13 protein-coding genes are annotated in these 13,672 nt (G+C 43.2%); 6 read left to right on the top strand and 7 right to left on the bottom strand.

Annotated elements, in window-relative coordinates; all coding sequences use genetic code 11:
- Positions 1-37 precede the first annotated feature (37 nt).
- The 3 genes from NKI27_RS07205 to NKI27_RS07215 are packed head-to-tail and all read left to right on the top strand — an operon-like array spanning position 38 to position 2,748.
- Positions 38-1,867, top strand: coding sequence for a nitric oxide reductase activation protein NorD (locus tag NKI27_RS07205; protein WP_265048995.1), 1,830 nt, complete (start codon positions 38-40; stop codon positions 1,865-1,867).
- A 39-nt stretch (positions 1,868-1,906) separates the two neighbouring features.
- Positions 1,907-2,479 (top strand): cytochrome c oxidase subunit 3 family protein, encoded by a 573-nt coding sequence (locus NKI27_RS07210; protein ID WP_265048996.1) that lies wholly within the window; start codon positions 1,907-1,909, stop codon positions 2,477-2,479.
- An 8-nt stretch (positions 2,480-2,487) separates the two neighbouring features.
- Positions 2,488-2,748, top strand: coding sequence for a cytochrome C oxidase subunit IV family protein (locus tag NKI27_RS07215; protein WP_265048997.1), 261 nt, complete (start codon positions 2,488-2,490; stop codon positions 2,746-2,748).
- A 70-nt stretch (positions 2,749-2,818) separates the two neighbouring features.
- Here NKI27_RS07215 and NKI27_RS07220 read toward each other — a convergent pair whose 3' ends face one another.
- The 3 genes from NKI27_RS07220 to NKI27_RS07230 are packed head-to-tail and all read right to left on the bottom strand — an operon-like array spanning position 2,819 to position 5,296.
- Complete coding sequence (locus NKI27_RS07220; protein WP_265048998.1) at positions 2,819-3,451, bottom strand: glutathione S-transferase family protein; 633 nt, start codon at positions 3,449-3,451, stop codon at positions 2,819-2,821.
- Positions 3,452-3,508: 57 nt separating this feature from the next.
- On the bottom strand, positions 3,509-4,393 hold the full coding sequence (locus tag NKI27_RS07225) for an MBL fold metallo-hydrolase (protein WP_265048999.1): 885 nt from the start codon (positions 4,391-4,393) through the stop codon (positions 3,509-3,511).
- Complete coding sequence (locus tag NKI27_RS07230; protein WP_265049000.1) at positions 4,394-5,296, bottom strand: HDOD domain-containing protein; 903 nt, start codon at positions 5,294-5,296, stop codon at positions 4,394-4,396.
- 248 nt (positions 5,297-5,544) lie between these two features.
- Here NKI27_RS07230 and NKI27_RS07235 point away from each other — a divergent pair, with 248 nt between their 5' ends.
- Positions 5,545-6,246, top strand: coding sequence for an START domain-containing protein (locus NKI27_RS07235; RefSeq protein WP_265049001.1), 702 nt, complete (start codon positions 5,545-5,547; stop codon positions 6,244-6,246).
- Between the two features lie 66 nt (positions 6,247-6,312).
- Positions 6,313-6,579, top strand: coding sequence for a hypothetical protein (locus NKI27_RS07240; RefSeq protein ID WP_265049002.1), 267 nt, complete (start codon positions 6,313-6,315; stop codon positions 6,577-6,579).
- 61 nt (positions 6,580-6,640) lie between these two features.
- Here the strand turns inward: NKI27_RS07240 and hisC are convergent, their stop codons facing one another.
- Complete coding sequence (gene hisC, locus NKI27_RS07245; protein ID WP_265049003.1) at positions 6,641-7,699, bottom strand: histidinol-phosphate transaminase; 1,059 nt, start codon at positions 7,697-7,699, stop codon at positions 6,641-6,643.
- A gap of 220 nt (positions 7,700-7,919) precedes the next feature.
- On the opposite strand from hisC, the gene NKI27_RS07250 reads away from it, so the two are divergent.
- Positions 7,920-8,108 carry a hypothetical protein gene (locus NKI27_RS07250; protein ID WP_265049004.1) on the top strand — a complete coding sequence of 63 codons (189 nt, stop codon included), beginning with the start codon at positions 7,920-7,922 and terminating at the stop codon, positions 8,106-8,108.
- A 120-nt stretch (positions 8,109-8,228) separates the two neighbouring features.
- Here NKI27_RS07250 and NKI27_RS07255 read toward each other — a convergent pair whose 3' ends face one another.
- From NKI27_RS07255 to NKI27_RS07265, 3 genes are all read right to left on the bottom strand, one after another.
- Entirely contained in the window at positions 8,229-9,227 is a 999-nt protein-coding gene (locus tag NKI27_RS07255; protein WP_265049005.1) for an adenosine kinase, read from the bottom strand.
- Positions 9,228-9,344: 117 nt separating this feature from the next.
- Positions 9,345-11,990 carry a CHASE2 domain-containing protein gene (locus tag NKI27_RS07260; protein ID WP_265049006.1) on the bottom strand — a complete coding sequence of 882 codons (2,646 nt, stop codon included), beginning with the start codon at positions 11,988-11,990 and terminating at the stop codon, positions 9,345-9,347.
- Between the two features lie 39 nt (positions 11,991-12,029).
- Positions 12,030-13,637, bottom strand: coding sequence for a FecR family protein (locus NKI27_RS07265; RefSeq protein ID WP_265049007.1), 1,608 nt, complete (start codon positions 13,635-13,637; stop codon positions 12,030-12,032).
- Positions 13,638-13,672 lie beyond the last annotated feature (35 nt).

The raw sequence follows: 13,672 nt of genomic DNA on the forward strand, positions 1-13,672 counted from the left end.
GCATTATCTTATTGATGAAATTCTTCAGGAAATGTAAATGGAAGAGTATGTAGGTATTAAGTGGCATGAGTACATTACTCGAAAAGCCCGTACAGATTTTCCAGATGCAGCGGTCTATTTAAAAGAGCAGCAGTTGACGCTAAGTATTCTTTTTCGAGCATTAGGAGGAGATCCTGGGCTTAGAATTGAAGCGGCGACCCCTCGAGACTACTACACACGACGATCATTCTTGCAAAAAGTGGCCAGCTCGCGAAATCAGGTGGAGTTAGCCTGGAAAGATGGCGAAACGCTGAGACTACCAGAACGATTAGCGCTGTTTCCCGATAAAGAACTTAACCGTAAACTATATATATGGTTGAGCGCATTAGCGTCACAACAAAATAATGACTTTGAACGTTGGTTTATTGATAACCAACGGCTGACGGCTACCGTATTAGCAAAATTCTACGGCCTTCACACTATCTATCATGAATTGGCGAAAGCCTTCGTGCGTATTAGACCAAACCCCGAGCAAATGGAAGAAGTGTATGCCGTTCAAGAACGAGCGATACAGCGTGCGATTTTAGACCCTGGCAGCGAGACAGTACTACCACCGGCTAAATATGCCCCCATGCCTGTCTATTTATGGCTATACCCGTCGGGTGCTGCCAGTGCAGGGGCAGAGGCTATGATTGCTGATGATCCTGATGCTGATAGCTCGGGTAGTAAATCAGGCAAACGAAAGAGTAAGCGAAAGAAAGCTGAACGGCAGGATTCGTATGATAAAAACAGCGGGTTAATGGCTTTTCGGCTTGAGAATTTATTTTCGTGGTCAGAATTTGTACCGGTTGACCGGGCGGGTGATGATTCAAAAGAAGATGACGCAGAGAGCGTTGCTGATGACTTAGATGTGCTGAGTTTATCTCGGGATCGTAAAGCAGCATCTTCTAGCATTAAGTTTGATTTAGATTTGCCCTCAGCGGAAGGCGATGACTTGATATTGGGCGACGGTATTTTATTGCCTGAGTGGGATTATCGTAAAAATCGTTATTATGATAATCATTGCTGTCTGTTGCCTGTAATCGCAGATGATGCAAAACCCTCAGAATTACCTACGCACCTTAGCGCTAGTGCGGTTAAGTTACGCCGTCAGTTTAGTAACCTAAAGCCGGTTAGAAGTTGGTTGAATCGCCAAGTTGACGGTGAAGAAATTGATATGGATGCATGGCAGGACTTCTGCAGTATGCGCAGCCAAGGGCAGGTGAGTGGTGATCCGCGTTTATACCGTTCTTTTTCTGCCCAGGTCAGGGATCTATCCTGTTTGATGTTGGCAGATTTATCGCTTTCTACGGATACGTATATTAATAATGAGCAGCGGGTTATTGATGTTATACATGATAGCTTGCAGTTGTTTTCAGAAGCGTTATCTTCAACAGGGGATCGCTTTGCGCTTTACGGTTTTTCTTCACGCAGAAGAGATCACGTAAGGTTTAACATGATTAAAAACTTCAACGAGCGATACGGGGATATTGTAAGAGGGCGTATTCAAGCGCTCAAACCCGGCTATTATACTCGGATGGGTGCCGCTATACGGCAGGCTACAAAAGTATTGTCGGCAGAGAAAAGTCATCAGCGCGTACTGCTTATTTTGACGGACGGTAAACCTAATGACCTTGACTGTTATGAAGGGCGTTATGGCATAGAAGATACCCGCATGGCGATCATTGAGGCTAAACGTATTGGCTTACAGCCATTTTGTGTCACTATTGATGACGAGGCGGATGAGTATTTGCCTTATATTTTTGGTAATAATGCATTTGTCGTCATAAAAGATCCGCAGCAGCTGCCTAATGAACTGCCGCGACTATATGTGAATTTGACTCAATAACTATTGAGCCACATTGATAAGTTAAAAGAGGAAAGTGCTTTGAATAATTCTACTGTGATGCAAAAACGCTTACCTGGGGATTTAGCTATATGGATTTTTATTCTAGCTGAATTGACTGTATTTGCAGCGCTATTTATTTCTTTCTCGGTTTCGAAGTCTATGAACCTTGAGATGTTTGCAGAAGGGCAGGCGACGCTTCATCCGATGATGGGGCTTATTAATACATTGTCGCTGATCACGAGTAGTTTCTTTGTGGCAAAGGCTGTTTTTTTAGCGGCTGAAGGGCAGTTAGCCAAATCGGCTCAGTGGATATGGATGGGTATAGCGGTTGCTGCCATCTATGTTGTTACCAAGTTCATGGAATACCAAAGCTTAATGGCGCTGGGCTATAACTTGAGAACTAACACATTTTATACCCTTTACTTCTTTATTACGTTTTTCCACTTTATGCATGTATTGATGGGGATTGTGATCCTCGTTGTAGTAGCTAATAAAGCAAAGAAAGGCGGGTATGATGAAGATATTACCGGCATAGAAACAGGCGCGTCATATTGGCATATGGTCGATATGGTGTGGGTGATTCTATTTCCGTTGATATATGTGATTAAGTAAAGGAGAGCATGATGCAGTTAACTAGCCGTAAATTAACCAGTACCTGGGTATTGTTGATTGTCTTAACACTTATATCTGCTGGGTTGGGTACCTTAGAAATTTCACAAAACTTATTGATATCATTAGTGCTATTGACTGTTTTGATTAAGAATTATCAAATTATTGATGTTTTTATGGAGTTAAAGCATGCGCCGCTATTGTGGCGAGTGTTGATGCAGCTCTTTACTCTTTTTATTGTGGTGGCCGTCGGGCTTTCGCTGTTTATTTAGTCTAGAGATCAACCTTGAACCCCCTCCAGTCTTAGAATGATGCGCTAGCGGGGGGGATCAAATAGTTGTGCTATTGGCTCGTGGCGGCCTGTTCTTCTTTTTCAATGGCGGAAAGTCTGGCAGGCCTGTTTTTTAAACGGTTAATATAAGCCACTAGATTCTCTTGCTCAATGGGCTGCTTGAAGCTCATACCCCAGAATAATGTATGGCCGATTAATATGTCTGCAGCGCTAAAATCAGCGCCTAAAATATAATCTTTGTTGCCTAGCCCCGCGCTTAATAATGCTAATGCTTTTTGAAACTCCCATGCAGCGGTTTCAAATACCTCCACAACACGACGTTCTTTCGGTAAGGCAAATTTGTGTTTACCTATTGTCCATAAGGGCTGCTCAAGTTCAGAAATGGCAAAGCAAAGCCATTGATCATGAGTGCCACGTAACGCGCTGCCGGGTTTTGGTAACAATGGGGCGGCACCGTATTTGTCGCCCAAATAGGTCAAAATTGCAGCAGACTCAGTCAGTATTAAATCGTCGTCAGCAAGTGAAGGAACTTTACCTGAAGGGTTTATTGCTCGATATGATTTTGAGAGACCTTCTCCTTTCATTAAATCAACGAAGTGATATTTATAGTCGACCCCTAGCTCTTCTAACATCCAGGTCACACGATTAGTGCGTGTTTTGGGGTAGCCGTAAACGGTAATCATATATACCTCTTTTTTGTTTTAACGAGCTTAAGCTCTGTTAGTTGTGTTCTTAATCACTTATAGCTCGATTTTTAAACCTTCCATAGCAGTATAAAATCTTGTGGGTGGAAGGTCGCCTCGAGCCATGACGTCTCGATATATTTCATCTAATTGTTGATCTGTTCGCATCGGGTCATGATGGGTAAAGTATAGCGCGCCAACGTTTGCGTCCCTCGCTATTTCAATGCAGCCGTCGTGAGTACCATGCCCCCAACCTTTTTTGCTTGGATATTCTTCGCGTGTATATTGGCAATCGGCTACGACCACATCAACACCCTGAATAAAGTCAGTCAAAATTTGTTTTTGTTGATTAATTAAGCGTTGATACTCGCTGTACTCTTCATCCTCTGGTTGATAAATATTGAGAGGAGGCTCGTAGTCACCTGTAAAAAAGAAACGCTTACCATTCGATTCAATTTTATAGCCAAAATTAAGTACCGGATGGTTAATCAATATAGGGGTTACAGTTGCGGAGCCAATGCGTATGGCTTCGCCTTCTTTAAGGTTGTTATAGCGTATATTCGCGTTGAGTTCGCTTTCCCTAACAGGGAAGTAACAGTACTCCATTTGCTGGGCCAAAATAGTTTTAAGATCCTTCATATACACAGGGTCAAAAGACCCGTATATATCAATATTATTGCCGGGTACAAATAGCGGAATAAAGAATGGAAGCCCTTGAATATGATCCCAGTGTGTATGGGTGATAAAGATGGAGCAGTTAACGGGCAGTTGTTGCATTAACTCGTTGCCCAACTGACGAATACCACTACCGCCATCAATGATTATTGTATCGCCTTCGTCTGTGGTGATCTCAATACAGGTGGTGTTGCCGCCGTATTTAACGGTGTCTTTACCCGGTACCGGTATAGACCCTCTAACACCACGAAGGTTAATAATCATCATTTACTCTCCATCACTTAAATCTATAAACGCTAAGGCTTTATCGATTTCTTCATCTAAATTTGATAGCCACTTACTGACCTCCGCTAGAGGCCATCCTAACCAGTCTTTAACCGATTGAGGTAGGTCATTATCAATGATTGCAGCCTTTAGAAGGGTTTTCTCAGTATCGTTCTCATCTAACAAGGCTTGAGTCATTAACGCTAAATAATGAGCCGCTTGATTGGCTGCATAGATGGCTAATGATAATGAGCTTTGGTCTTTTTCTTCGGTTAAATGATGATTTCTTATACTGCTTATTAACTCTGATGGTAATTGCCATTTCTCGGCAACCATAGCGCCAATCTCACTATGATCGAAGCCCAATAGTTCTTTTTCAGCTTGATGCAAGGGTATGCCGTCTGCTTCTGCCTTTTGAAGGACATGTTGGTAGTCGGTGGGAATAAAATGAGCAAATAGAACCTTACCAATATCGTGTAGAAGGCCCCCGACAAAGTAATTCGCTTGTTCGTTTTTCTTAACGCCTTTATTTTCTGCTAAAAGCTTTGCTATGACGCCGACTGCTAAAGAGTGCGACCAAAAGTGGTTCATATTCAAGCCAGCTTTATTGGTTTTAGGGAGTGCGCCTGTTGTGGCAACACTAATGGCTACATTCTTAATCGTATTGATGCCCACATAAACCACAGAGTGATTAACTGAGGTGACTTCTTGAGATAAACCAAAGTAAGCAGAATTGACGAGTTTGAGTACTTTTATGGTGAGGATAGGGTCGTGCTCAATGACTTGCACTAGGTCTTTAGCTGAGCAGTCTGGGCTTGTAGTAAGTGCGAGTATTCGGTGCACACTCTCTTGAAAGGTCGGGATTTTATCGACCATATCAATCAGTTGATCGTGGTTTATCGACATCTATAGGCTCTTGGTAAGGTGCTGTTAACTTTTTGTAACATGAATAGCATAGGCGGTTATTGTGAGTTTAGATAATAGTTTACCCAATTACCCCGCTAGATAGCATAAGAATACGGGATTCAGTTAACATTACAGTCTTCTGTGTCGTCAATATCTTGTCAGGGTATGTTAAATTGTGCCCATCGTTATAGTGAGTCATTCACAGCGTTTTAAATGGCTTTTCATATTATAGTAAAAGGGTTTTGGTCATGGCACGGGTACGTATTTTTTCTTCTTTGTTTGTTGTGGCAATGCTTTCGCTAGGAAGTTACTCAAGTGTCAACGCAGACGCTATGTTGGATCCCAATGACCCCACCTGGGAACTTCAGAAAGACCAAGATAACATTCAAGTATATTTTAAGGATGTTGAAGGTTCAGATATTAAAGCGTTTATGGGTAAAACCGTCATGTCTGCCTCTGTGAGCAGTATCCTGAAAGTCATGAAAGATGAAAGTACTTGTGCAGACTGGGTTAGGGGGTGTGTGAACGCGAGAACGTTAGAGGGAGAGACATTCAATACAGCCTTTCAGTATGGAATAAATGATTTACCTTGGCCGGCGGATGATCGAGATTACGTAAACCGAGTAGTGACTATTGATGATGCTGATACCGGTGAGATTAAGATTATTCTAGATGCGGTTACGGGGCATATCCCCAAGACAGATAATGTTAGGCTTGAAAAGATGACGATTCGATATTACCTCTCTCCAATTACGCCAACTGAAACCAACGTTATTTGGGTTCAGCATACAGAGCCGGGCGGTCACATTCCTGACTGGCTCGTTAACATGCTGATGATTGATATTCCTTTTTACTCGTTAACCCGGTTAGAACAAGTGGCGAATACGCCGAGTTATCGCACTGCGCGGTTTATCTACGGAGAAGATCGTAAGATTATAAATATAGAATAGGCTTATCTGAAAGGCGCTATCTGCTGTATTATAAGGCGTAATTTAATAGTGAGTTAGGTGAATACGATGACGTTAGATCAAATAATTGAGAAGTTTGGCGATACATGGTTGAAGTTTGAAGAGTTTGGCATGGAGAGGACCGCTATTTATGGTGGTGATACAACTGACCAGAGCCATAGAGTTTATGTTGCCATGTCGTTAAATAGTGATGATCTAACGGAGCAAGGTACGCTGTTAGAGCTATCAGAAGCAGGCGGTATTGTGAGTGTTGAAGTGCTTGCACTTAGCCTAGTGACAGCTTGGCCGGAAGAAGAAGAGGATGAGCTTTTTTAAAAACTCATCTATTTCAATGAAATGAATAACCCTCGATAAGATGAGTGGTTATTCAGACCGTTTAAGCGAGGATGTCTTTTATGGCATCCACCAGTGCTTGGCATTCCTCATTTGTACCAATGGTAATGCGTAAGTAGTGCTGTATTCTCTCTTGTTTAAAATGCCTAACAATAATAGATTTTTCTCTTAGCTTAACGGCTAGTTCACCTGCGTCATGTGTCGCATGCCTTGCAAACACAAAATTAGTCGCAGAGGGTAGTACATCAAAATTAAGCCCTTTAAGTTGTTCAACCAAGGCATTACGGCTTTCAATGATCGCGTTACAGGTTTGCTCAAAGTAAGGTTGATCTTTAATCGCTGCGACGGCACCGCTAATGGCAAAGCGATCGAGTGGATAAGAGTTAAAACTATTCTTGACTCGCTCAAGTCCGTCAATTAGCGCAGGATGACCAATCGCGAAACCCACTCTTAATCCTGCTAGTGAGCGTGATTTTGAAAGTGTTTGCACAACTAATAAATTAGGATAATTTTCTACCAGTGAAATGGCGCTCTCACCGCCAAAGTCGATATAGGCTTCATCTATAACGACCACCGTTTCAGTATTTCTTTTCAGTAACGACTCAATCTCACTTAACGGCAAAACGCGACCCGTTGGAGCATTCGGGTTTGGAAAAATAATGCCTCCGTTCTCTGTAGGGTACTGGCTTAGATCGATCTCAAACGATTCAGTCAACAGTTGGTTTGTGTATTTAATATCATATAAACCACAGTAAACCGGGTAAAAACTATAACTAATATCAGGAAATATCAGTGGCTTATCTTGTTTGAGTAACCCTTGAAATGTGTGGGCCAGCACTTCGTCAGAGCCGTTACCCACAAATACATGCCTTGGGCTAACGTTATAGTAGTCAGCCAATGCTTGCTTTAGCTGCTCGGCGTTCGGGTCTGGATAAAGACGTAAAGTATCGGCTGCTTCCGCTTTTAAGGCTTCTAGTACCTTTGGCGATGGCCCGTATGGGTTTTCATTGGTGTTGAGCTTAATCAGGTTAGACACCTTGGGCTGTTCACCTGGCACATAAGGCGTTAGTTCGTTTACTTTCGCACTCCAGAAGCGACTCATAATCTATATCTCTGTTCTGTTAATCTGGTTTGTTGATACTGCTAACGAGTATTGTCGATAGTGTAAATCGAAATGAGGGGGAATGTATTTACTTTCCGCCTGAAAAGCCTAATTTACCTTATCATGATATGTTAACAATAATTTAATTATGGAACTTCACGAATAAAGTTAGGCCATTTCATGTACAATGAAAAATCATTTGCCATATCGAAATTTAATTATGACTGCTAAACCTAAAACAACGACAAAAAAGAAGCCGTCAGCGGCGACTGAAACTTCTCAATCGATTGAGGAGCAAACCGCTGCGTTTCTTCAGTCTGGTGGTGAAATTGAACATATCAATACTGGGGTCAGTGGGCAGGAAAGCCTTTCAGGTCCTAAGCATATTACCTTGGGTAACAAGACATAGTTGGTAAGCTACGCATTTCCCTCTGGTTTAGTGATCATCCAAAAACGACTGTCATCCTCGCGAATGCGGGAATGACAGGAAGGCACAATGTCAGTGTTTCTGGATGATCACTAATGAACCTTAACCTAATATCTTCTGCTTAATTTGCGCATGATGCACAGGCTCCAAACGAGGGCCGAAGTTAGATACCACTTCAGCAGATGCTAAACTCGCAAGGTCTCCAGCTTGTTGATAGCTGTAACCATGGGTAATAGCGTACAAAAACGCACCGGCGAACATATCACCCGCTCCGTTAGAGTCGACTGCAGTAATTGCATTGGGCGCGATAGTTAGCTGATTGTCACCGTCAAATACGATGGCGCCTTTACTACTACGCGTGATCACAAAACATTTTGCTATCTTTTTGAGCTCCTTAGCTGCATCAGCGATGTTGTCGGTATCACTGTAGCTAAGTGCTTCTGCTTCGTTACAGAATAATAGATCAACGCCATCGCCAATCATCTCAACTAAGCCATCTTTAAAGAACTGAACCATTGCAGGGTCTGAGAAGGTAAAGGCTGTTTTAACGCCGTTAGCTTCAGCGATTTTCTTTGCTTCGATGGCCGCAGGTCTAGCTGTATCAGACGATACCAAATAGCCTTCAATGTATAAGTACTCAGATGATTTGATCGCTTCTTCATCTAGGTGCTTTGATGATAGGTTAGCTGTAATACCTAAATAAGTGTTCATGGTGCGCTCAGCGTCAGGCGTCACCATGACAAGGCACCTTCCGGTTACGCCGTCTTCTCGATCATCCCCTAAATTGGTATCGACGCCTGCTGCTTTGAGGTCATTGACGTAAAAATCACCGGTTTCATCATTTGCCACATTGCATGAGTAATAAGTCTTACCACCAAAATAGCTCACAGCAATAATTGTGTTGGCTGCAGACCCACCGCTGGCGCGTTTTTTAAGGCCAAATGTAGTGTTAAGTTTTTCTAAAATTTCTAGTAGACGCTCTTGCTCAACCAGCGTCATCAACCCTTTTTCTATGTTGGTAGACTGTAAAAAGCTGTCTTCAACTTCGAATTCTTTATCAACCAAGGCGTTACCGATGCCGTATACGTGATATTTGGACATATATTTCAGACTCATGTTGTTATAAGTAGGATTAATTGAATATGCTGCGCAGTGTAACGAGGTTTAGGTAAAATTTCAGCCTTCAGGTAGCCACTGGTTCGCGTTTTAAGTAACTTTCTATAGCCCCTGCTCAATAGGCAGTTTAAGGGTGAAGGTGGTACCTTTGCCTAGTTCGCTTTCGACTTCGACAGAACCGTGGTGTTTCTCAATAACGATACTAACAAAATTTAGCCCTAGTCCCGCGCCTTTTGGGCCACTGCTTTCAGAGGTTTTTTGGCGCCTAAAACGGTCAAAAATATATGGTAATTCATCTTTTTCAATGCCGAAACCATGATCTTCAATAGACAGTATTGCTCTATTATCTGCGGCTTTAAGTGAGAGCTTGATCGATGTATCAGGGTCGCTATATTTGATTGAATTAGATAGTAAATTAATCACTACTCGTTCGATCAGCTCAGCATTACCATTAATCCAAAGCTCATCTGTATCAACGATGGTGACTTCGATGTGTTTCTTAGTCGCTTGTTGAGCAATACTATCGACACTGTTTTCTATGATGGTGAGTAAATCACATTCATAAAACTGAGAGTCGTTGACTTGTTCTGCGCGGTTTAATTGCAAAAACTGTTCTGCAAGGTGCAGGCTTCGGTGGGCGTGATGACCTAATTTGTCGAAGGTGTCGTGTTCTTGTTTCATTCTTCCCGTTTTCAACCCGTCTAGCATCGCTAGTTGGGACACTAACGGAGATCTGACATCGTGTGATAGAAAGCTGACGAGTTGATTTCGTTCGCGTTGTTGCTGTTTGATTGAGGTCACATCTGATAAGTTGATAATCATGCCTGCATCCCCTGGTGCAGATGCCGAAGACGGCACAAAATGAAACATCAGGTCTCGTTCACCTAGCGTCAGTTCCGCGATGTTTGAATCTCCGTTGATCAGCACTTTATGGATAATGGTTTCCCAGTCTGGGTCTTGCTGACGATAATCGGTAGAGGAATTAGGCCGATTTGTTGATTGCGACAGCTGGAGTACGTTCAAAATGGGCTGCCCTTCGACAGACTGTTTAGGCAAGTTCAGCCATTGCTCGATATGGCTATTGATAAACAGCACGATGCCAAGAGAGTCGGTTACGATGACGCCATTCGGCATATTCTCAAAGCCATCAGAAATAAAGCGTCTCATATCGCCCATGGAGTCTATGGCTAATCGGACTTGAGCAATGCGCGAGGCAATTTTTTCATAGCGTTTGAATGCACTTGCACGATTTCTTGCGATGTTATTTATTTTTAAACGCTCCAAAAACGTTCTTTTTTTCTCGATCTCTTGCAGGTCATCCCAATAAAGTCCGATCTCGTATGTCTTATGTTCACGACTAAATGCTATCCAACTGCAATGTTCTTTGTGATACCAGCGGTAGGGGGTAAGTCTTTTCGGGCGAGTTAACTTTTTTCTGTGCAAGCTATCGATAACAGTATCTTCATTTAATAGTAAGTATGCATCCGGCTTAAGCATGGCTGTTAGGCCAGACATAAGCTGCTTAACAGGTCTTTGGGCTAGGTTTCGTACTGTTAACGCAGGTTCATGATGAAGTCGCTCAAGCTCGTTATTTAGAAACTTATTCAGCTGTGACAGACGCTGCCAACTCCATAATGGGTAGGCCGTAATTAACCCAATAATAGCCGATGCGGGTGGGTACCAATGTTGGTCAAAAAATAGCACCGCTAAACTGAATAGAAAAACAGCCGAGATAAGTATTAGGGTTGCGGGAAGCGCTTGCTCTGGTGATAAGCGAGGAAGCACCAGCACCGGTATCAGCACAAAAGCGAAAGTGAGCAAGTAAATCCATTTTAGCTGTAACGGTTGAATGGTGGCTTGTTGCACAAGGGCTGAATACGCGTTGGCGTGGATTTCTACACCTGGCATAGGGGACGCTAAACCGGAAACTGGCGTCGGTAATACATCACTTAAACCTGCAGCTGTGGCGCCTATGAGTATAACTTTTCCGTCTAATTGGTTAGCAGGAACATCGCCGTTTAAAACGTCGATATATGAAAATGTCGGGAATGTACCGGCAGACCCCGCAAATGGAATCATGGTATAGCCTTCTCGTACATTAACGAAGGCTGCTACCTCTTCTTTATCGCTGCTCGTTTGCTCAAGGCTTAATGCAATATCTGGATGGGTTGACTCTGCTAGTGCTAGCGACATACTGGGCCAGTAGGCTTCGCCTAGCCCCTCTTTTAAATAAAACCCTCTGGCGATTCCATCTATATCGAGCTCCACATGTATATGCCCTAAATTCTTCGCAGCTGCGGTGAGCTCGGGTATAGGTATGACTTCAGAAAGGGTGGTTTCATTGCTTCTGGGGTGAATATGTAAAGGCAGGAATACGTTGCCATTTCGCTCAATAGCGCTAGCAAAGGCGGCGTCGTCTTCAGGGTGGTTTAGGTCGGGCTCTGCAAAAATAATATCGAACGCAATGGCTTTTGTGTTGGCATTGGATAGTTGGTCAATCAGTTTAGCGTGGTTCGAGCGTCTCCAAGGCCATTGCCCTAGCGCGTCAAGACTTTTTTCATCGACGGCGATTATTGCGGTATTTTGCTCCGCAGTTTGTGGCGATAGTCGAATAGCAAAGTCGTAAACGATAAGGTTAAGGCGCTCAGGAAGCTGAGTGTAAATAAGTAGGCCACTGAGCACCACAAGGGTGAGGGCGAGTACATATTGTTCAAAAGAACGAAAGGTTAGCGTATTGTCTCGAGTCATTAAAAGCAGAGTCCGCAAAGGCCAGAAGGTGCGCCTTGATTATTTTATTATTAGTTCTTTCCCGGTGCTAAATTCTGACTTGAAAAGCTCGTTACCGACGGCTTTTACGCGTGCAAAATAACGCTTATTCTTGGTTAGCTTGATGCTAACATTGGATTTTTCGAGTGTGTTTTCGTGTAGGATTTTTTTAAACTCTAAATCCTCTGCTAGCTGTAATATATAATGCTCCGCTTGGGGGACGGTGTTCCAAAATATTTTTGCTTGGTTATCGATGTAATTGACGCTGATGATTGTTGCAGGGGGCATCATACCTCTGATTTTCAAGCGCCTGATATCGCTATAGGCAATGCTTTCTCCGCCTGCTAATGTTTTCACTCTCCAATAGTATTCACCCGGGAGCAATTCATGGGTTGGGATGGCCGTATTGTCAGGTGCAAACTCAGATGTACTTATAAGCTCGGTAAACGCAAAGTCTTTTGCTATTTCAAGCTGCGATAGCTCATTTTTACTGTTGTATTGCCATGTAAACTCGGGTAAGTCATTATCAATAAACAGGTTATTAGCAGGGCCTAGTAGGGTAGCAGGTTTAGCGATCATACCGATGACCAGACTGACATGATGGTCAATACCATTAAACCCTTGGCTGTCGACCGCGCGCATAGCAACAAGATAGGTGCCGTTAGTTAAATGGTTTAAGGTGATTTCGGGGGTCGCAAGAAAGCTGCTATCTAACAGTTCACCTTGATCCGAGTCTTTGAATAACTGGTAGTAGTAAGTGGTGATGTTGGGTTGTTTGCGCCAGCTAAATGTCACAGGAAGTTGCTGAGTGTTGGATATAACCGATCTGGGCTTGAGCGCTTTAGGTAGGTCGATGATGGTTGCACGTGAAGTCCCTGAATTTAAAATCGTACCTTGCCCCATATCTAGCTCAAGAGATCGAGCGTTGTTACTAAATAGAACAGTACCTTCTGTTACTTCTAACTGAGTGCTTTGGTCGTTTACTAATAGTCTAAAGGCGGTACCGCGAACGGCGGCAACTGCTGATGGGGTGTTGATTTCATAACGTGAGCCACGGCCATTAAGAGGCGTAACATGCGTAGAGAGTCGCCCTTTTTGCAGCCTAAGCCGAGTGTCGGCCATACCGGTTTTTCCGTAGCGGGTTAGCCGGTTGAACACAAGCTGAGAGTTGGGGGCTAATCGCAGAATTGAGCTATCTGCAAAGCGAATCAAAACAGAGCCGTCGTAGGTATTAATCTCGTCGCCGACGCGTAGTTCGCTGTTTTTAGAGAGGTGGCTAAAGTGACTTTCTAAATGCCGCCTTACCATTGTGTTGCCCGTCACAGAAGCCGCGATAGCAGGCTCTGGTTGATGTTTTAACCAGTCGACAGGGATTTTTAAAACGGTACCAGATGTGAGTGTTTTGGGGTCATTGATTTTGTTATGACGAATAATATCTTCCCAGTTGTGAGCGCTATTAAGAAACGCTTCACCTAGTGTCCAGATATTATCTTTAGGTCTAATGGTGTAATGCCATTCTACAAGCGAGGCTTGAGTGCCAGCAGGTTGTATTTGGGCATTAAGGTTTCCTGTGAGCAGACACGTCAGCGCAAAGAAAACGAACCATTTTAAATAAAGTGATAATTTCATAACAACATTAGAACGCATTTGCCTTCTAATAAACC

Origin of the sequence: Alkalimarinus alittae (assembly GCF_026016465.1) — a bacterium.
Classification (GTDB): Bacteria; Pseudomonadota; Gammaproteobacteria; order Pseudomonadales; family Oleiphilaceae; genus Alkalimarinus; species Alkalimarinus alittae.